Annotated in this window: 13 protein-coding genes and 1 rRNA gene; 9 read left to right on the top strand and 5 right to left on the bottom strand. The window is 68.8% G+C overall.

Features of this window, described 5'->3' with window-relative positions:
* Positions 1-5: 5 nt before the first annotated feature.
* The 3 genes from KEG38_RS49440 to KEG38_RS49430 form a co-directional block, all read right to left on the bottom strand.
* A complete protein-coding gene (locus KEG38_RS49440; RefSeq protein ID WP_272427918.1) occupies positions 6-1,325 on the bottom strand; it encodes a serine/threonine-protein kinase in 1,320 nt (439 codons plus the stop codon).
* A 451-nt stretch (positions 1,326-1,776) separates the two neighbouring features.
* A complete protein-coding gene (locus KEG38_RS49435; protein ID WP_272427917.1) occupies positions 1,777-3,657 on the bottom strand; it encodes a 4-alpha-glucanotransferase in 1,881 nt (626 codons plus the stop codon).
* A gap of 77 nt (positions 3,658-3,734) precedes the next feature.
* Entirely contained in the window at positions 3,735-4,490 is a 756-nt protein-coding gene (locus KEG38_RS49430; RefSeq protein ID WP_272427916.1) for a hypothetical protein, read from the bottom strand.
* 298 nt (positions 4,491-4,788) lie between these two features.
* Here KEG38_RS49430 and KEG38_RS49425 point away from each other — a divergent pair, with 298 nt between their 5' ends.
* From KEG38_RS49425 to KEG38_RS49395, 7 genes are all read left to right on the top strand, one after another.
* A complete protein-coding gene (locus tag KEG38_RS49425) occupies positions 4,789-5,028 on the top strand; it encodes a hypothetical protein (RefSeq protein ID WP_272427915.1) in 240 nt (79 codons plus the stop codon).
* Positions 5,029-5,242: 214 nt separating this feature from the next.
* Entirely contained in the window at positions 5,243-6,487 is a 1,245-nt protein-coding gene (locus KEG38_RS49420; RefSeq protein ID WP_272427914.1) for an efflux RND transporter periplasmic adaptor subunit, read from the top strand.
* A gap of 26 nt (positions 6,488-6,513) precedes the next feature.
* Complete coding sequence (locus KEG38_RS49415; RefSeq protein ID WP_272427913.1) at positions 6,514-7,224, top strand: ABC transporter ATP-binding protein; 711 nt, start codon at positions 6,514-6,516, stop codon at positions 7,222-7,224.
* A gap of 17 nt (positions 7,225-7,241) precedes the next feature.
* A complete protein-coding gene (locus tag KEG38_RS49410; protein WP_272427912.1) occupies positions 7,242-9,674 on the top strand; it encodes an ABC transporter permease in 2,433 nt (810 codons plus the stop codon).
* A gap of 16 nt (positions 9,675-9,690) precedes the next feature.
* On the top strand, positions 9,691-11,046 hold the full coding sequence (locus KEG38_RS49405; protein ID WP_272427936.1) for a sigma-54-dependent transcriptional regulator: 1,356 nt from the start codon (positions 9,691-9,693) through the stop codon (positions 11,044-11,046).
* The gene (locus KEG38_RS49400; RefSeq protein ID WP_272427911.1) at positions 11,043-12,389 is read left to right on the top strand and encodes a sensor histidine kinase; all 1,347 of its coding nucleotides are present in this window, start codon (positions 11,043-11,045) and stop codon (positions 12,387-12,389) included. Before KEG38_RS49405 ends, KEG38_RS49400 begins: the two co-directional genes overlap by 4 nt.
* Before the next feature lie 9 nt (positions 12,390-12,398).
* Positions 12,399-13,418, top strand: coding sequence for a hypothetical protein (locus KEG38_RS49395; RefSeq protein ID WP_272427910.1), 1,020 nt, complete (start codon positions 12,399-12,401; stop codon positions 13,416-13,418).
* On the opposite strand, the gene KEG38_RS49390 is transcribed toward KEG38_RS49395, so the two are convergent.
* Together KEG38_RS49390 and KEG38_RS49385 are read right to left on the bottom strand one after the other, a co-directional pair.
* Positions 13,415-15,127, bottom strand: coding sequence for a serine/threonine-protein kinase (locus KEG38_RS49390; protein ID WP_272427909.1), 1,713 nt, complete (start codon positions 15,125-15,127; stop codon positions 13,415-13,417). The genes KEG38_RS49395 and KEG38_RS49390 overlap by 4 nt on opposite strands.
* A 401-nt stretch (positions 15,128-15,528) precedes the next feature.
* Complete coding sequence (locus KEG38_RS49385; protein ID WP_272427908.1) at positions 15,529-17,061, bottom strand: RtcB family protein; 1,533 nt, start codon at positions 17,059-17,061, stop codon at positions 15,529-15,531.
* A 368-nt stretch (positions 17,062-17,429) separates the two neighbouring features.
* Here KEG38_RS49385 and KEG38_RS49380 point away from each other — a divergent pair, with 368 nt between their 5' ends.
* Together KEG38_RS49380 and KEG38_RS49375 are read left to right on the top strand one after the other, a co-directional pair.
* On the top strand, positions 17,430-17,789 hold the full coding sequence (locus KEG38_RS49380; RefSeq protein ID WP_272427907.1) for a hypothetical protein: 360 nt from the start codon (positions 17,430-17,432) through the stop codon (positions 17,787-17,789).
* Positions 17,790-18,690: 901 nt separating this feature from the next.
* A 16S ribosomal RNA gene (locus KEG38_RS49375) occupies positions 18,691-19,634 on the top strand; the annotation flags it as partial.

Raw genomic sequence — 19,634 nt, 5'->3', positions numbered from 1 at the left:
CCGATTCAGAAGCCGAAGGTCGGGTCGCGCGTGGGCACGGGCGAAGGTGGCGAAGGGCGCTTCGAGGTGGCGCGGGGCGTGGAGGTCGGAGCCGTCTTCCGCGGCGTATCCGGCGGCGGCGCGGCGGAGGGCGCCGATTCCGGAGGCGTGGGCGCGACCGTCGGGGTCGGCGTCGAGGACGCGCTGGTCGTGGGCGTCGGCCATGCGGGCGGCTGCGCCGGCAAGGGCTCCGCCGGGGCCACGGTCGGCATTTCGATGGGCTCCTTCGGCGAGGAGAGACGATACGCGGCGAGCGCGCCGAGGCCGAGGACGACCGGGGCGGCAATGCCGAGCGCGATCTTGGCGGCCCGCGGGCGGCTCACGACGATCGTGGTGGCGACGCCGGGCGCGGTCGGCAAGGCGGCCGGCGGCGGGGTCTGGGCGAGGGAGACGTCGGGCGTCGACGGCATTCGTTCCATCACCAGGGACGGCCCGGCGAGGAGAGTCGGCAACCCCGATCGGAGCGAAGCGAGGGCCTCGGCGAAGGCCTCCGCGCTCTGGAATCGCTCGTCCGGGTTTCGTGCGAGCGCCCGCGCGAAAAAAGGATCCACGACGGCGGGCAAGCTGGGCGCCACCGTCGTGGGCGGAGGGACCGGCTCGGTGCAAAGCTCGATGAGCAGCTCCCCGAGCGCCTGCGATCCGAACGGGAGGCGGCCCGTCAAGCATTCGTAAAGGACGACGGCGAGCGACCAGAGATCGCTGCGATGATCCACGCGCCGGCCCCGGGCCTGCTCGGGGCTCATGTAGCACGGTGATCCGAGCAAAACCCCCGACCGTGTCGTCTGTCCAGCCGCGTCGTGCACGATCCGCGCGACGCCGAAATCGAGAATTTTGACGATGGTATCGTCGCCCTGGCGCGCGAGGAAGACATTGCTCGGCTTGATGTCCCGGTGAATGATCCCGAGCTCGTGCGCGCGGCGGAGGCCCTTGCAGACGGGCAGGATGACGGCAATGGCCGCGGGCAAGGAAAGGCGCTCCTCGCGCGCGAGGCAGGCCTGGAGATCCTCGCCCTGGAGGAGCTCCATCACGAGGAACGGCGCGCCGTCCGCGACGCCGTAATCGTGGACGCCCACGACGTTCGGGTGCTGGATCTGTGCGCAGGCCCGTGCTTCCCGTTGAAATCGATCACGCGCGAATGCGGTGTCGACGTGCTCGGGCGCCATGACCTTGAGGGCCACGCGCACGTCGAGCTCGAGGTGCCGCGCCACCCACACGGCCCCCATCCCGCCCTTCGCCAGCGGTCGCTCGAGGACGTATCTCGAGGCGATGATGTCCCCGCTGTTCAAGGCAATGCCCCCCTCCGCCCGGCAATCCGCGAGAGGGTACGATCAGGGAGGGAGCCGGCAAGCTGATTCGGCTGCGTGTTCCTGCTGCGAAATGCGTCGCCGAGCCCTCGAATACGTCCACACACGTGTCATTCGCATTCGCCGACCTCCCGCGCGGACTGCCCCACATGGCACCTCCCTCCGGCGACCTCCGGCGCCACCTGCCACACGTGTCACCTCGCCGAACCGACCGGGATCCGCGGGCGGCCACGTGTGTCACTCGCCCTTTCCGACCTCCCCGCCCGTCCGCGACACGTGTCCGCCCGCCGATCCCGTCGCCCCCGTCACCTGCCGCCTGTGTCCGTCGCCCGCGCCGACCGGCGTTCGCGGCGACGACGTGGGACAGGTCGTCCGCGAGAGCAGGTCTCCGCTCTGCCACGTGTGGCAGGCCGGAACCGAGCGCGGACGCCGCTCAAGGCAGCGCGGAAAGCCGCGCCGCGAGCGTTTCGAGGTCGCCCGCCGCCCCGGACGCCCGCGCCCGGAGCGCGAGCGCGAGCGCCTGGCGGAGGTCGAGCGCCTCGCCCCGGCGTCGCGCCTCGAAATACCCCGTCTCCCACCCCTCGGGCACGCGGAGCGACCAGTTGTCGTCGCTGATCGTGCCGGGGACGTTGTACCGCTCCCGCAGCCCGAACAGGTCGGCGAAAAAGAGCATCGCGCTCCGAGCGTTGCTCGCCAGGGCGTCGGCGAGCTTCGCCGCGACCAGCATGCCAGGGTCACGCAGGACGGCCGCTTCCAGCGCCGGCGCCCCGAGCCGCCGCGCGAGGTACGAGGCCTGCGCCGCGAGCTTGCCTTCGGCCCGCCACGTGGCCGCGAGCTCCCACATCGAGGGCGTGTCGTGTGTGCCCATCATGATCCAGTCGGCGGGCTCGGCGTTTTCGCTGCGGTAGACGTCGCGCGGGTCGTCGAGGTTCGCCTTCTGGGTCACGCGGAATCGCCCAAGCCCGTGCCGCGCGAGCACCGCCTCGAGCTGCCCCGGCAGCGTGCTCAGGACCTCGCAAAACAGCGTTTTGGCGACGTGTCCCCTCACCTCGGCGGCTTCCACCAGGACGTCGAGGAGTTTTCCGTAGGCGCCCACCTGGGCCGCGTCGAGGTCCCGGACCCAGGCCTCCGCATGGCGCGGCAGGCTCCCATCGATCTGCGACGGATGCGGAATGGCAAACGCAGCGAGGCGCGGGTGATCGGAGAGGTCCGGCGAGGAGCGGAGGCGCGCGCCGCGCTGGACGGCCACGAGCGGGTCCTCCGCGGCCGCATCGTACACCCACGGGTCGACGAGGCCGTGTGGATGATCGATTCGCACGCCGTCGTAAGCCTCGAACATCGCGGTCATGCGCGCGCGGAGGAATTCGCCGGCCGCGCCAGGCCAGAGGGCGGGATCGAGGACGGGATACCCCCACGGTTGTCCCTCGGGATTCGTGCGGCTCGGCGGGGCGCCCATGCGGTAGCCGGAGAGGAAAATCGAGAGGTTCGACCATTCGTCCTGCAAGCCGAGGCCCACGGCGAGGTCGCCGTAAAGGGCGAGGTCGAGGGAAGCGAGATGCGCGCGCAAGGCCGCGTGTTCTTCCCGCGCGAGGAGCTGGCGGAAGGCGTGGGCTTCGATGGTTTCCGCGTAGCGTGAGCGGAGCGTGGACCATCGCGCGGCCGCCGCGGCCTCGTCCCCGGGCGAGGGCGCGAAGAGGCGCGCGTCCAGGGCGGGCCAGTCCTTGAAATGGCCGAGGCTGTGCTCCATCGCGAGGCGCTCGTAAAGCGCATCCCGCTCGATCCAGCCGATGTTCCGCGCACGCCACGCGTCGAGCCGGGCGGCAAACGCGGCGAGCGTGGGTGGCAGGCTGCCGAACCGACGTTTTTCCTGGAATGCCGCGAAGGCCTCGTCGAGCGCGCGGCGCACGGCGGCGGAGGCGTAGCGGTGATGCGCGCGGCCGGCCGGGCTGCGGGGGCGATCGGCGACGAGCGACGCGAGCGTTTCAGGGCGGAGGAGGCCGCCCCAGGCGGGATCCCGGGCGAGCGGGGCGAGCGCGATGGAGACGGTGGCGCGCGAAAAGCAGGCGCCGTCGTACGGCGAGGCGTTGCCTTCGGAGAGGTCGCCCTGCGGGCCGAGCAGGACCGCGGTGAAGCCGAGGTCGCGGGCGAATCGGAAAAAACGCGCCGACGCGCGGCCGTAGGGAGAGCCGCGGCCGATGTCCTCGTCGGGATCCGCAGGGAAGCTCGGGTCGTGGATGGCGAGCGCGAGGCGCTCTTTGCCAAGCAGGCGCAAGGCCTCGCCGGCAAGGTGACGTTCCTCGGCGCGCGTGTTCATGAAGGGCGCATCGTACCGCGCGGCAGGCCGGCGTCACGTGGGCGCAATGCATGGGTCCGGCCGGCTCGATCGGGATTTCAGTCCCCCTGCCCTTGCCGGCGCACCCAGTACATCTGCTTGTGTCCGCGGGCCTCGAACGTGGCGCACTCGCGCATGGCCCGCGAATACGAGAGGAACGTGGACATCTCGTAACGCTGCCCATTGTCGTCCTGGCGCCAGAGCGACCAGCGCGGGAGCGCGGCGAGGTCGATGCGTGGTTCGATCCATTGGACCTCCGGCGTGTCCAGGGCGAGGGCCTCCGCGAGGTCCTGCGCCGCCTCGGTGGGATCGTCCCCGCGGATCGTGCGAATCTCCAGGCCGCTCCCGCGTTCGAGGTCCGACACGGCCCAGAACCCACGCCCCGTGGCCGCCGAGGCGAAACACGTCTCCACGAGCCAGCCGAGCCCCGGCAGGAAGAAACGGACCGTGTCCCCGCGCATCTCCGTCACGAGCGAGTCGATGGAGCGCGCGACGGCGGCGAGCGGAAGCGACGCCATCAAATAGCCCCGCGTAGTCAGCCACTCGACGTAACCCGTTACGTCCTCGCGGCGCACCAAAAAATCGTCGCCCCAGCGCCGCTCGATGTCTTCGAGGGACATGAACACCAGGCGCGCGATGGCGTGATCCGGAAACCCGCCCTTGGCCGCCGCAGCTTCGCGCCATCCCGTGCACGTCCAGCGAGCGATGTCCACGCGGTCCGTCCGCCCTTCGAGGAACGCGCGGAGGAGGTCGACGAGCTCACGGACACGCGCGGCCTGGGTGTATTGCTCTTCGGGGGACAGAGGTCGGCGCATCGGTGGGTGTGTAGGCGCGGAGAGGCGGGGGGACAAGGTCGCGCGTCGCGACCGCGGGCGCCTCGGGCCCCCCTCCGCGCGCCATGTAGCGGACATTCAATGTCCCAGCAAACCACCGATTTCCCTCCATTTGAGTGCCCCTTGCGATAAAGTGTGCGCCGGTCGACGGACGATGAAGGTGCCGCTTTTTTCGAGCGGCGGTGGACCATCGGACGGACATCGAGGGGCTCGGGGAAATCGGCGCGAGAACGCGCCCGCGGGGCCTTTGTCGATCCGTTGCTTGCACGAGGAGGTGTTCGTGACGCTCGAGATGAATCAGATCGACGGCGTTCGTATTCGTTTGCCCATGGCGACGGCGATCGTCGCTGCAATCGTGCTCGTTGGTGTCGTGTTGCTCGTTCTTGCCTCGTGGATCGTGGAGACGAACGGGGCTTCTGCGCCGGAAGGCGCGCGGACGTCGCGCGTGATGGCGCCTTCGGACGCGCCAGATTCGGCGCGCTTGCTCGAGGACCGGGGGCGCCCGGGGCGCCGGTTCTAATCTGACAGACCTCACCCCCCCAACCCCCCCTCTCCGCGCCGCGGAGAGGGGGGGTGAGGGCCGGGCCAGCAGGTGGGTCGAGGGCGGAAGCAGGTGTCCGATTTTGGGACGCCGATCCCAGAACCGGTCACCCCTCCCCGGCTCGGCTCTCGTTTACGCGGGTTTTTCCGTGTCTGCCGCTTGGTACACCCTTCGCTAGGGCCCTCCGCGTCGGATGGACATCCCGCGCAAGCCCACCCCCAAGCGTCGCGCGCCGCTCTTTGCTGCGGCGGCAGGCGTCCTCGCGATCGCGCTCGTCACGCTGGGCCTCGGGCGCCTCCGTGCCGCGGCCCCCGAGGTCGAGCGGTCCGGCCTTTGGATCGCCACGGTGCAGCGCGGCCAGATGGTGCGGCAGGTGAAAGGGCCCGGGTCGCTCGTGCCCGAGGAGGTCCGGTGGATCACGGCCGAGACCGCGGGGCGCGTCGAGCGCATCCACGTCAAACCTGGCGCCACCGTCGCCAAGGACACGCTGATCCTGGAGCTCACGAATCCCGATGTCGTGCTCGAAGAGCTCGCGTCGGAGCGGGATGTGGCGAGTGCGCAGCTCGAGTTGTTCCAGGCGAAGAGCCGCCTCGAAACGCAGGCGCTTGCAGAGCGCGCCACCGTTGCCGATCTCGCCTCGCAGCTCGCCGACGTGCAGCGCCGCGCCGAGGCGTATCGCGCCGGCGCCGGCGAGGTGTACTCGGCGCTCGACGCGCGGCAGCTTGCTGATCGCGAGGCCGATCTTGCGGCGCGGCTCGAGCTCGCGAAGCGCAGGGTCGCGGTCGTCGACGGCAGCAAGCGGGACGAGATTGGCGCGCAGCAGACGCAGATCACGAAGCGGCGCGACATCGCCGCGTTTCGCAAGCGTCAGGTCGACGCGATGCGGGTGCGCGCCGGCGGCGACGGGCTCTTGCAGGATCTGCCGCTCGAGCTCGGGCAATGGGTCGTGCCCGGGACCGTGCTCGCCCGCGTCATCCGACCCGAGAAGCTCAAGGCCGTCCTGCGGATCCCCGAGCTTCAGGCGAAGGATCTGCAGATCGGTCAGGCCGCGACGATCGACACGCACAACGGCCTGGCGAAAGGGCGCGTGGCGCGCATCGCGCCCGCCGCGTACCAGGGGACCGTCACCGTGGAGGTGACGATCGAGGGAGATCTGCCGCAAGGATCACGGCCGGATCTCTCGGTCGAGGGGACGATCGAGATCGAACGACTTTCGGATGTGCTCTCCGTGGAGCGGCCCGCGGGGGCGCAGCCGGAGGGCGCGGTGAGCCTGTTCAAGTTGATCGACGGGGGCGAACTCGCGCTGCGCGAGCGGGTGGAGCTCGGACGCGCTTCCGTCGGGACGATCGAGGTCCGCGGCGGCTTGCGCCAAGGGGATCGGGTGATCCTCTCGGACATGTCGCGATGGGACGGGATCGATCGGATCAAGCTTCGCTAACGAAACGAGACGACGAAGGAGGGACGATGGCCAGCAAGGCGGAACGACTGATCGCGCTCGAAGGGATCACCAAGGTGTTCACCACCGACGAGGTGGAGACGCACGCGCTCGAAGGCGTGCACCTCACGATCGACAAGGGCGAGTGGATCAGCGTGATCGGGCCCTCGGGCTCGGGGAAGTCGACGTTGCTCGCGATCCTGGGGCTGCTCGATACGCCGTCGGGCGGCTCGTACACGCTGCGCGGAAAACCCGCCGCGGGGCTCTCGGCCGCGGAGACGTCACGCCTGCGCAACCAGGAGATCGGGTTCATCTTCCAGACCTTCAACCTGATCGGCGATCTGTCGGTGTACGAGAACGTCGAGCTGCCGCTGGTCTACCGGAAGGTGCCGCCGGAGGCGCGGCGCGAGAAGGTGATGAAGGCGCTCGAACGCGTGGGCGTCGCGCACCGCGCCCGGCACCTGCCCGGTCAGCTCTCCGGCGGACAGCAGCAGCGCGTCGCGGTGGCGCGCGCCGTTGTCGGCGACCCGGCGATCCTGCTCGCGGACGAGCCCACCGGGAACCTCGACTCGAAGAACGGGCAGGCCGTGATGCAGCTTTTGCACGAGCTGCACGAGGGCGGCGCGACGATCGCGATGGTGACGCACGACGTGGCCTTCGCGCGGCACGCGACGCGCACGATCAGCTTGTTCGACGGGCGGATCGTCGAGGAGTCGCACGCGCCCGGGGCGGCGGCCTGAGGCGCGGAGAGAGAGCCATGCACGACTTTCTGCAAGACGTCCGCTTCGCCCTGCGCATGCTGCGCAAGGCGCCGGCCTTCACGATCGCCGCGCTCGTGGTGCTCGCGCTCGGCATCGGCGCGACGAGCGCGATCTTCAGCGTGGTGAACGCGGTGGTCCTCCGGCCGCTGCCGTATCCGGACGCGGACCGCATCGTCGTCATCCACCAGGATTTTCGACTGGCGGGGCTCGAACAGATGGCGTTCGGCATCCCGGAGTACCACGACTTCCGCGATCAGAACCGCTCGCTCGAAGCCATCGCGGCCTACCAGCTCCGCGACAAGAACCTCGCGAGTGTCGATCCGCCCGAGCGCCTGCTCGTCGCAACCGTCTCGCCGGCGTTTTTCCCCGTGCTGAAGATCGAAGCGGCGCCCGGCCGCACGTTTACCCCGGACGAGGAGAAGGCCGGGAGCGATCGCGTCGTCCTGCTCTCGCACGCGCTCTGGCAGCGGCGCTTCGGCGGTGATGCGTCGATCGTCGGGCGCTCGGTGGATCTCAGCGGCGAGCCCTACACGGTGGTCGGCGTGTTGCCGCGCGGGTTTGTGTTGCCGCAGAAGGTCGACGTCTGGGTCCCACTCGCGCCTTCGGAGCTCGAGTCCTCGGAGGAGCGCCGCAACTGGCGGAACTACGACCTCATCGCGCGGCTGAAGGCCGGGATCTCCGTCGAGCAGGCAGCGGAGGATCTGACCGCGCTGCGCCGCCGCATGAACGAGGAGCACGAGGGCGCGGCCCCGGGCACGTCGCAGCTCCTCGTGAAGGTGCAGACGCTCAAGGATTTCATGGTCGGCGAGACGCAGACGACGCTCGTGTTCCTGCTCGGCGCGGTGGCGTTCGTGCTGCTCATCGCCTGCGCGAACGTGGCGAACCTCCTGCTCGCGCGGGCAGCGGTGCGGCAACGCGAGATCGCGGTGCGCGCGGCGCTCGGCGCGGGCAGCGGGCGGATTGCCGTGCAGTTCCTCGTGGAGAGCGCGGTGCTCGCCGTGCTCGGCGGCGCGCTCGGGCTCCTGCTCGCGCTCTGGGGCGTGGACGCGCTCGTCGCGATCGATCCCGACAGGCTTCCGCGCGCCGAGGAGATCCACCTCGACGGTGTCGTCGTCGCCTTCACGCTCGGCGTGTCGCTCGTGACGGGGCTCGTCTTCGGCGTGATCCCGGCGATACACGCGAGCCGCGTCGATCCGGCCGACGTGCTCAAGGAAGGCAGCCGCGGCACGGCCGGCGGACGTATGGGTCGCTTCCGGAACGCGCTCGTCGTCGCGCAAATCGCGCTCGCGCTGATGCTGCTCGCCGGCGCCGGCCTCATGACCCGCAGCCTCAGCGCGATGGCCCGCATGCCGCTCGGCTTCGATCCCGAGGGCGTGCTGACGGCAAAACTTGCCATCACGAACCCGCGCTACAAGGAGGACAAGGCGAAGGCCGCCTTCGCGCGTGACTTGCTCGCTCGCTTGAACAACCTCCCCGGCGTGACCGGCGCCGGCATCACCACGAACCTGCCGATCTCGGTGCGCTACAGCCAGAGCTTCCGCATCGAGGGCAAGACGCCCGCGGCAGGCGAGCGCTGGCCGTACGCGGTGCATCGCGAGATCACGCCGGGCTACCTGGAGTCGATGCGCGTGCCGCTGATCGAGGGGCGCATGCTGAACGACCAGGACCACGAGGACGCGCCGCACGCCATCGTGGTGAACCAGGCGCTCGCGAAGACGTACTTCCCCGAGGGCAACGCGGTCGGGCGCAGGGTCCGCATGCCCTGCGGCGACGACGAGAAGACGTGCCCGTTCTGCACGATCGTCGGCGTGGTCGGCGACGTGCGCGAGGTGTCGAGCGAGGAGACGATCGCGCCGACGTTTTACGCCTCGTACGCGCAGGTCCCCCGGCACAGCCTGAACATCGTTCTCCGCACGTCGCAGGATCCGCTGTCGCTCCTGTCAGCGCTGCGGAGCGAGGTCCGCGCGATCGATCGGGATCAGCCGATCTACGACGCGATCCCCATGCAAGCACGCGTCGACCAGCGCCTCGGGCCACGCCGGTTCGCGCTGGAGGTGCTGTCCGTCTTCGCGATCACGGCGCTCATCCTGGCCGCGGTTGGACTGTATGGCGTGACCTCCTACATGGTGACGCAACGCACGCGTGAGTTCGGGATCCGGCTGGCGCTCGGGGCCGAGGCACGCGACATCCTCGGCATGGTGCTCAAGCGGAGCCTGGTGCTCGCCGGGCTCGGGATCGGCGTGGGTCTCGCGGCCTCGCTCGTGCTGTCGCGGGTGATGACGAGCGTGATCTACGGCGTGAGCGAGCGTGATCCGCTGACGCTTTTGATCGCCTGCCCGGTGCTCGCGGGGGCGGCGCTCTTCGCGAGTTACTTCCCCGCGCGGCGCGCCACGCGTGTCCCTCCTGCGATCGCCCTGCGCGCGGAGTAACCTCGCCGTGACGACGATGAAGATCCTGCTGGCCGACGATCAGCCCGACGTGCTCGAAGCGCTGCGCCTGCTCGTGAAGGCCGAGGGTTTTTCCCCAACGCTTGCGCGGTCGCCGGCCGCCGTGCTCGCGGCCGTGGAGGGCGGCGACTTCGACGTCGTGCTCCTCGATCTGAACTACACGCGCGACACCACCTCCGGCCGCGAGGGCCTTTCGCTGCTCCCCAAGCTGCGCGAGCTCGACGCGACGTTGCCGGTGGTGGTGATGACGGCGTGGGGCAGCGTGGAGGGCGCGGTCGAGGCGATGCGCAAGGGCGCGCGCGATTACGTGCAGAAGCCGTGGGACAACGCTCGGCTGCTCGCGACGCTGCGCTCGCAGGTGGAGCTCGGGCGGGCGCTGCGGCGCATGCGGCGGCTCGAACGGGAAAACGCAGCGCTCCGGGGCGAGGTGCCGCCGCTCGTCGCGGGCTCGCGCGCGATGGCGCCGGTGATGCGGCTCATCGAGCGGATCGGGCCGTCGGACGCGAACGTGCTCCTCACGGGGGAGCACGGGACGGGCAAGGAGGTCGTCGCCTGCTACCTGCACGCGATCTCACGGCGGGCCAGCGGGCCGTTCGTGCCGGTGAACGCGGGCGGCCTCGCCGAGGGCGTTTTCGAGAGCGAGCTCTTCGGCCACGTGAAGGGCGCGTTCACGGACGCGCGCGAAGATCGGATCGGCTGCTTCGAGCTCGCCGACGCGGGCACGCTCTTCCTCGACGAGATCGCGAACATGCCGCTCGCCCAGCAGGCGAAGCTCTTGCGGGTGCTGCAGACCGGGGAGCTCTCCCCGGTCGGCTCGTCGAAGGTGCGCAAGGTGAACGCGCGTGTCCTCTCCGCGACGAACGTCGACGTCGGGGCGGAAGTGCACGCGGGGCGCTTCCGCGAGGATCTGCTCTACCGGCTGAACACGGTGGAGATCCACCTGCCGCCGCTGCGGGAGCGGCGCGAGGACATCCCGGCGCTCGCGGGGCATTTCCTCGTGTCGCACGCGAAACGCTACCGGATCGAGAACGCGTCGTTTGATCCGAGCGCGATCGAGGCGCTGCTCGCGCATCCGTTCCCGGGCAACGTGCGCGAGCTCGAACATGCGGTCGAGCGCGCGCTTCTCCTCGCGCCGAGTGGCCTCATCCGGGCCCAGGACATCATGCTGCGGCGGCCTTCGCAGGCCCCGAACCGGCTCGAAGAGATGACGCTGGAAGAGGCCGAGGGGCACCTCATCGCGCGGGCGCTCGCCCGCACCGGCGGCAATGTGAGCGACGCGGCGCGCGCCCTTGGCCTCAGCCGCAGCGCGCTCTACCGGCGAATGCAGCACTTCGGGCTCAAGGGCTCCGGATGAACGCCGAGCGGCCGCGACTGCCGTTCGATCGCGGGATTTTTCTCCTCACGCTCCTCGCGGGTCTGCCCGCGGTCGTCCTCGCGCTCGTGCTGCTCTGGCGGAGCGACGCAGGCGCGGCCGCGAAGTGGACGCTGACCACGATCGTCGTGCTCACGTGGGCCGGCGTCGCCTCCGAAGTGCAAGCGCGCGTGGTGCGGCCGCTCCAGACGCTGGCGAACGTGCTCGAAGCGCTGCGCGCGGGCGACACGTCGATGCGCGCACGCGGCGCGCGGCGAGGGGATCCGCTGGGCGAGGTGATGCTGGAAGCGAACGCGCTCGGCGATGCCGTGCGCGAAAAGACGCTCGGGGCCCTCGAAGCGAGCGCGCTGCTCCGCACTGTGATGGAGCAGATCGACGTGGCGATCTTCGCCTTCGACGAGGGCGAGACCCTGCGGCTCGTGAACCCCGCGGGCGAGCGCCTGCTCGGCCTGCCCACCCCGCGCTTGCTCGGCCGGCGTGCGGCGTCGCTCGGCGTGTCGGCTTGGCTCACGGCGCCCGCGCCTTGCCGCCTCGACGACGTCCTCGCGGGCAGCGGCGGTCCGTTCGAGCTCCGGCGCACGACGTTCCGGCAGGGCGGCCGGCCGCATCACCTGGTCGTGCTCACGGATCTGCGGCGCGCGCTGCGCGAGGAGGAGCGGCAAGCCTTCCAGCGGCTCATCCGCGTGATCAGCCACGAGATCAACAACTCGCTCGCGCCGATCCAGTCGATCGCCGAGGGACAACGCAAGTTGCTCTCGCTTACCCCGCGGCCCGACGACTGGGAGGACGACGTGCGCGACGGCCTCGCGGTGATCGCGCGCCGCTCCGAAGCGCTCGGTCGGTTCATGTCGGCCTACGCGCGCGTCGCACGTTTGCCGTCGCCGTCGATCGGTCCGGTCGAGGTCGGAGCTTGGGTTATGCGCGTGGCAGCGCTGGAGAAACGGCTGCCGGTGCATGTGGACGAGGGGCCGGCAGTCGTCGCGCCGGGCGACGGTGATCAGCTCGATCAGCTCCTCATCAACCTGGTTCGCAACGCGGTCGACGCGGCGCTGGAGACGGGCGGAGGGGTGCGCGTGTCGTGGCGGGCGGTCGGGGCGCGCGTGGAAGTGCTCGTGGAGGACGAGGGGCCGGGGCTGCCGCAAACGGAGAACCTGTTCGTGCCGTTCTTCACAACGAAGCCACAAGGCTCGGGCATCGGGCTGCTCTTGAGCCGGCAGATCGCCGAGGCGCACGGGGGGCTACTCCGGCTGGAAAACCGGCCCGGTACGAAAGGGTGTGTCGCCATTTTGGTGCTGCCGCTCGGCGAGGAGCAAACGGCGCGCTAGAGAGCGCGCATGCTCAAAATCCGTCCTCCTTGGCTTCTCCTGTCCACGCTGTTGCTCTCATGCGCCGGGAACGACCCCGCGACGCCGGCCCCTCCGCCTCCGCCGCCGGAGCTCGATCCACGGATCGCCGACTGCCTGCGCATCAACGCCTGCGATGCAGAGGGAGGTCAGCCCATCGGCATGCAAGCGTGTCTCGGCCACGTCCTCGACGAGCCCTGGCTGTGGGCAGCCACCGGCACTCTGCGGCTCGAAATCCAGAGCCTCGATTGCAAGCTCGCCGCGAAGGACTGCGCCACCGTCCGCGCCTGCACGCCGCCCAAGGACCCCTTCGCCACCGCGTGCGCCGCGCACCCCGCCGACGACATCTGCGAGGGCCAGACCTGGGTTCTTTGCGACCCCGACGGCAAGCCGACCGCCGCGATGGACTGCGCAGCCGCGGGGCTCTCCTGCAACAAGAACATCTGGGCCGGCTGCGGCGCCGAAACCTGCACCTTCGGCACGACGAAGGCGGCCTGCGCCGCCGACGATCCCGACGTACTCGTCGAATGCACCGCGGCGGGCGTTCTCACGCGGATCGATTGCCGCACGCAGTACAACATGGTGCACATCAACGGGCAGGATGAGGAGAAGCGGATCACGATCGCCGGCGAGACCTGCGGCTTCGATCCCCAACGCAACGACATCGGCTGCATCGGCAAGGGCGAGGATTGCACCTTCTTCTCGCAGGCCTGTAACGGCGACGTGCTGGAGACCTGCGCAGGCGGGAAGATCGGCCGGCGAGACTGCGCCGCGCTGTCGCCCGAGGGCCAAAGCTGCGGCTTCGTGCAGAGCGGAGCCTTCGCCGGGGGCGCGGCATGCGGGTTCGTCGAGCCGACATGCGATCTCGGCGCCGCAGAATCGTGCGAGGGCAGCACGGTGTCGTTCTGCAACCTGGGCACCCCCGCGAAGGTCGACTGCCAGGCGCAGGGCTTCGGCGGATGCGAGACGGCCATGCTCGGAGGCAGGACCGTCGCGTATTGCGTGCCTTAGGGCGTCACGCGCGCTTCGGCCGCCGCAGACGCGCTGATGGCGGGCGCGGCGGCCTCTTCGAGCTCCGGCTCGATCGCGGGCTCCGCGGGCATGCCGGCGGCCGCCGGGCGCATGTCCGCGCCACGCACCGCGCCTTCAGCAATGTTCTTTTCGCCCCCCGTGGTGAAGGCCATGACGAGCGCGACGACGATGAACACGGCCGTCGTCGCGCTCGCGACGAACGCCACCGATTTCGCGCGGCGAGGCGCGGGCAGAGCCGGCGCGTAATCCCAGGGGGCCATGCTGTTCCCCATGGGTTCACTCGCGCTCGGCACGGGGACGCACGGGAGCGACGTGCGCACCGACGGAGGCGGGAGCGTCGGGAAGCTCGGCAGCCGCGGCGGGGCGAGCGCGGTCGCTTCGTCGATGGTCTCTTCGGGATCGAGGAGGGTCGACGTCGGCTTCGCGTCGGGCTCGAAGGCGGGCGTCGCGGGTTGCAAGGCCTGGGGGGGCCCTCCGAATCCCATTTCCCGGGCCTTGCGCAGATCGGTGCTGCCCATCGGGACGGTTCCGCCACCCGCGCAGGAGAGCTCGGGATCCCGGGGCATATCGCAAGGCGGTTCCGCAGGTACGGCCGGAAGGGCTTTCGGTTCGATGGCTTCCGCGCGCTTCAAGAACGGATCCGACTTGGTCGGGCGCCCCTTCGCCCGCGCCGCGCGGCGGCCCGAATCCTTGCCGATACAACCGAGCAGAATGGCGTCGATGTTCTTGGGAATCGGGCGCGAGCTGTTCGAGACCCGCGACGAGCGCGGATCGTCGGTGAGCGAGGTCCGCTCGTCCTCGGCCCAGCCTTCGCGGCGTTCGCTGTAGGGCGAGAGCGCGGCTTTGAGGTCGAGGGCGCGCGGGAAGCGCGAGTCGACGTCCTTGCAGAGGCACCGCATGATGACGGCCTCGAGCCCGGAGGGGATCCTTCCGTGAATCGACGACGGGAGGGGCGCCATCTCGCTGCCGAGCACGGCCATGCAGATCTCGGGCGTCGTGGCCCGCTGGAACGGCGCGCGGCCCGTGAGCAGCTTGTACAGAATCGCGCCGAGCGCCCAGATGTCGGCCCGCGCGTCGACCTCCCGCGCCGCGCGCATCTGCTCGGGCGCCATGTACAGCGGCGAGCCCATGATGTCGCCGTTGCTCGTCATCTCCGACTCGCCATCCTCGGGGACGTGCTTCGAGACGCCGAAATCGAGGACCTTGATGCACGGCGAGCCATCCTCGCGGTGCGTGAGGAACAGGTTCGCCGGCTTGAGATCACGGTGGACGATCCCGCGCCCGTGGGCCTCGGCAAGCGCGTCGCAAGCCTGCATGACGTAAAGGACGGCCTCGTGCACAGGCAGCGGCCCTCCTTTCTTGAGCAGCGCCGAGAGGTCGTCGCCGTGGAGCAGCTCCATGACCATGAACGGGGCGCCCGAGGGCAGCCGGCCGATGTCGTACACCTGAGCGACGTGTTCGCTCCGGAGTTTCACGACGGCGCGCGCCTCGCGGAAGAAGCGCTCGATGATCTGCGGATGCGTGAGCTCCGACCGGACCAGCTTGATGGCCCGCTCGTCCCGGAGCTCGAGGTGCGTGGCAGCGACCACGACGCCCATGCCGCCCATGCCGAGGAGACGCTCGACGCGATACTTCCCCGCGAGGATCTCGCCCACCGCGACCGGGCTCCGCACTGCTTCGTTTTCCATATCGCGCCCTAGGGCGCACGCTACGAAGGCCACGGCGCGCGGGCCAACAAAGCCGCCTCGCTGGGGCGCTGCCCCAGACCCCGCGGGGGCTGTCCGCCCCTCGACCCGGACCAGCGCAAGCGCTGGACCCGGGGTCGATGAACTGCGCGATGCGCAGTTCATCGAACAGGCCGCGTCGAGACGGGCAACGACGCTGCCGGCCAAGACGGCAGCGCCGGCATTTCAATCGGCACGGGTGTCCCCGTTGCCAGCGTGAACCACACCTTCACGGTCTTGCCACGGGCCCGCTGGAAGAACTGCGCATCGCGCAGTTCTTCCACCTTCGGTCCAGGCCGTGCCTGGTCCGGGTCGAGGGGCGGACAGCCCCCGCGGGGTCCGGGGCAGCGCCCCGGCGCAACGGCTCATCCCTTCACCGTTGCAATCGGCGCGAGCCGCACGACCCGCCGTGCCACGCCGGCATCCTCGACGGATCGCACGACCGGCGTGATGGCCTTGTATGCATAGGGCGCCTCCTCCTTCATCCGGCGGTGATACTTCTCGAGGATGTCGCGCCGCCCGCGGAGGGACGGCGCGTCCGGATCGATCGGGGTCACCACGTCGAGCTTCCCCGTCGATTCCCGGTACACGTCGTCGCTCACGTGGCTCGCCTGCCCGCGCGTCAGGCTCCGACCTGCGCCGTGACAGGCGCTCGCGAGCAGCGCCTCGTTCCCGAGCCCTGCGAGCACCCAGCTTGCGTCACCCATCGAGCCTGGGATGATCACCGGATGCCCGGTGTACTGGAATGGGCTCTCGAATGGATCGGGCCCCGGCGCGGGCGTTGCGCCTTTGCGATGGAGAAAGCGCCCTGCCCTGCCCTCCGGCTCCCAGATGAGGTTGTGCGGCGCATCGTAGACGAGCCGCGTCTCCACTGTTCGCCCGAGGACCTCGCTCATCGCGCGCGCTGCCATCAGCACGAGGAAGAGCCGGTTTCCAAAGGCGAAGTTCGCTGCGTTGCGCATCGCGGACAGGTACGCGGCCGCCTCCGCGGCGAGCGGCCCCCAGGTCGGCATCACGTAAAAGCCGTGCGCTGGGTGGGGTAGGCCTTTCGGGTACAGCTCGTGGGCGCGTGCCATGAAATGGCCGCCCACCACGTGGCCGAGCCCGACGGAGCCCGAGTGCGCCATGATCGTCACGGCCCCGCGACCGAGGCCGAACGTGTGCGCCGCGTGGCCGTCTACGATCTCGTCCACGCGCTGCAACTCCACGAAATGGTTCCCGCCGCCGACGGATCCGATCTGGATGTCCCGGCCGTCTTTGGCGCCCGAGGCGCGGATGAAGCTCGCGAAGGCGAACGTGTCCTCGGTGGGCAACGCGCCGTTGAAATGAACCCGCTCGAGATCGTGGAGCTCCCGCGCGGGGTCGTAGTACTGCCAGATCCCGGTGCCTTGGTTATCGGCTGCGGTCTCGGCGAGCCCCCAGAGCCCGTCCCGGAGCAGCGCCTCGCGCTGGCGGGGGGACATGGGGATGTTTCGTTGGCCCTGAAAGAAGATGGCCCGCAGGCGCTTCTTCAAGGCGGCCATGTGTGGCACGAGCTCGTCGTGGGTCACGTCCGTGACTGCGAGGCGCATGCCGCAGCAGACGTCGTTGCCCACGGCGCGTGGGACGACGAATCCACGCGCGTCGGCCACCGTGCCCACGGGGATGCCGGATCCTTTGTGGAAATCCGGCGTGAGCACCACGGCCGCGAGACGGCCCGGCCCTTCGCCCCAAAAGGGCGCGATGCGGCCTTTGCGCTCCTCTTCCCAGATGGAGAGGAGCGTGTCCTGAATCGAAACGAATTCGAGAAGCTCCGCGATGCCCTCTGCCTCGACGGAGACATCGGGCCGCGCGATGAGCGTGATCGGAACACCAAAACGACTTTCGATGCGGGCGAGCGCGCTGTCCTCTCGGCGCACGACCGCATCCAACCTGAGATTGCCCATGGCTGCTTTCCCAGACGCGCGCACGTTCTGCCGTGCGAGCGCCCTGCGAACGAACGAACCCTATCGCGCAGGTCGTACGTCGCCGCGACGTCGAGCCTGGGAGCGCATCCAATCCAGAGGACGCACGTCTCCTCACGCTCGCACGCCGACGATCCATCGCCGACCCGCGACCCTTTCCCCGGTTCGTTTGAACTCCGGAGCGCGCCCGAGGAAAGCGCACTTCGCAGCAGCCGCGCCCACGATATACGAGCGATTCTCATTTGTCAAGGAAGAGCTCGCGCGCATTCCACTGCCGGCATATCGAATGCACGCCGCCCCCGGGCACTGGATGCGCAGGCCGGGTGCAACCCGTGTGCACGGTGGAGGACGAGATGGTGCGCGACGATGAAACGAACAACCCTCTCACGCAGGGGAAAGGCCGTACGGACGAGGTCGATCAATCGAAAGGAATCTACCCGTTCGGCAGGCCGCACCCGCCCGACGCGGAGATACGCCCGCCTGGTTCGCTCGGCGGTGGCTCGTACGACGAATCGGGCCGAGGCGGCGTGGCCCTCTCACCGGAGCGATCGACCACGGGCGCCGGTGAAGTTGGCGCGTCGATCGCAAAGCAGTTCGTGGAGCAGGGGCTGCCGGAGGAGGCCCCTGAACCGCAAGAGCCGAAGGGCGCGCTTCCGCCGCACGACGAGCGGAAGCCTCGTTGATCGAGGTCCTCTCCTCTCTCCTCTCGTTGTTGACAGTCGGAGGAGCGTCGTCAGCCTCCCCGCCCCTCGTCATCGAGATCGTCGGGTGGTTGACACCAGGGTGGAAGTGGTTACGACTACACTTCGCTGGGGGACAGAGGGCGCCGCGAGGTGTCGTCCTCGGCAGGTCCGCGGATGGAAGGGTACGGAGAATATTTTCGTCCTTCGCGGATCATTGTCCGTTGACAACAGGACCGAGGGGGGATAGACACGGCCCCCTCGTCGCGACAGAGGGCGCCGCAAGGTGCCGTCTTCGGCGAGGACCCAGGGTCCAGAGAATCTGAAAAGATTCTCGGCCCTCGGAAGAAAGATGTTGACAAGGTGAATGAGGCGGTTTAAAGAGCCGCCCCTCGCTGAGAGACGCAGGGCGCCGCAAGGTGCCGTCCTCGGTGAGGACCCAGGGTCCAGAGAATCTGAAAAGATTCTCGGCCCTCGGAAAAAAGATGTTGACAAGGCGAATGAGGCGGTTTAAAGAGCCGCCCCTCGCTGAGAGACGCAGGGCGCCGCAAGGTGCCGTCCTCGGCAGGTCCTCGAGCCTGAAGGATCTCGAAAGAGATTACCTGGGTTTGTGGGCATCTCGTAGTGCTCCGCATAGGCATATGCAGAATTTGCGAGATAATTGCTGAGATTGCCGCCGACGTCGGCCCTTTGGGCGCGGCGTTTGGTCGAGCGAACGAGGAGAGCTTTGCGAAGCACCTCGGCTCGGTCCTTGAAAACTGGATTGTACGCAACACGCATTAACGTGTGGTGACGTGGCCCTCGCCTTTGACCTGCGCAAGCACGGTCGAGGCAACACGTCATGCCAATGAGGCATGAGCCGTCACCCGGTCTTTAGCCGGACCGAGGTGACCTCCAGCAAGTTTAACTGGAGAGTTTGATCCTGGCTCAGAACGAACGTTAGCGGCGCGCCTAACACATGCAAGTCGTGCGAGAAAGGGCTTCGGCCCCGGTAAAGCGGCGCACGGGTGAGTAACACGTAGGTAACCTACCCTCTGGTGGTGGATAACCTTCCGAAAGGAGGGCTAATACAGCATAAGACCACGGCCTCGCGAGAGGCAGGGGTAAAAGCGGGCCTCTGCATGCAAGCTCGCACCAGGGGATGGGCCTGCGGCCCATCAGCTAGTTGGTGAGGTAACGGCTCACCAAGGCGAAGACGGGTAGCTGGTCTGAGAGGATGATCAGCCACACTGGAACTGAGACACGGTCCAGACTCCTACGGGAGGCAGCAGTGGGGAATCTTGCGCAATGGGCGAAAGCCTGACGCAGCGACGCCGCGTGAGTGATGAAGGCCTTCGGGTTGTAAAGCTCTGTGGAGAGGGACGAATAAGTGTCGTCGAATAGACGGCATGATGACGGTACCTCTTTAGCAAGCACCGGCTAACTCTGTGCCAGCAGCCGCGGTAAGACAGAGGGTGCAAACGTTGTTCGGAATTACTGGGCGTAAAGCGCGTGTAGGCTGCTTGGAAAGTCGGATGTGAAAGCCCTGGGCTCAACCTAGGAAGTGCATTCGAAACTTCCAAGCTGGAGTACCGGAGAGGAAGGCGGAATTCTCGGTGTAGAGGTGAAATTCGTAGATATCGAGAGGAACACCTGTGGCGAAGGCGGCCTTCTGGACGGTTACTGACGCTGAGACGCGAAAGCGTGGGGAGCAAACAGGATTAGATACCCTGGTAGTCCACGCCGTAAACGATGGGTGCTAGGTGTCGCGGGATTTGACCCCTGCGGTGCCGTAGCTAACGCATTAAGCACCCCGCCTGGGGAGTACGGCCGCAAGGCTAAAACTCAAAGGAATTGACGGGGGCCCGC

It is taken from the genome of Polyangium jinanense (genome assembly GCF_028435265.1).
Taxonomy (GTDB): domain Bacteria; phylum Myxococcota_A; class Polyangia; order Polyangiales; family Polyangiaceae; genus Polyangium; species Polyangium jinanense.
Note: the sequence above shows the minus strand (reverse complement) of the source record. Positions and strands in the feature narration are given on the sequence as shown.

What these genes read in the sequence shown, in the direction of transcription:
- KEG38_RS49435 (WP_272427917.1), bottom strand. Translation starts at nt 3,657, where the DNA reads ATGAACACGCGCGCCGAGGAACGTCACCTTGCCGGCGAGGCCTTGCGC.
- KEG38_RS49430 (WP_272427916.1), bottom strand. Translation starts at nt 4,490, where the DNA reads ATGCGCCGACCTCTGTCCCCCGAAGAGCAATACACCCAGGCCGCGCGT.
- KEG38_RS49420 (WP_272427914.1), top strand. Translation starts at nt 5,243, where the DNA reads ATGGACATCCCGCGCAAGCCCACCCCCAAGCGTCGCGCGCCGCTCTTT.
- KEG38_RS49415 (WP_272427913.1), top strand. Translation starts at nt 6,514, where the DNA reads ATGGCCAGCAAGGCGGAACGACTGATCGCGCTCGAAGGGATCACCAAG.
- KEG38_RS49410 (WP_272427912.1), top strand. Translation starts at nt 7,242, where the DNA reads ATGCACGACTTTCTGCAAGACGTCCGCTTCGCCCTGCGCATGCTGCGC.
- KEG38_RS49405 (WP_272427936.1), top strand. Translation starts at nt 9,691, where the DNA reads ATGAAGATCCTGCTGGCCGACGATCAGCCCGACGTGCTCGAAGCGCTG.
- KEG38_RS49400 (WP_272427911.1), top strand. Translation starts at nt 11,043, where the DNA reads ATGAACGCCGAGCGGCCGCGACTGCCGTTCGATCGCGGGATTTTTCTC.
- KEG38_RS49395 (WP_272427910.1), top strand. Translation starts at nt 12,399, where the DNA reads ATGCTCAAAATCCGTCCTCCTTGGCTTCTCCTGTCCACGCTGTTGCTC.
- KEG38_RS49390 (WP_272427909.1), bottom strand. Translation starts at nt 15,127, where the DNA reads ATGGAAAACGAAGCAGTGCGGAGCCCGGTCGCGGTGGGCGAGATCCTC.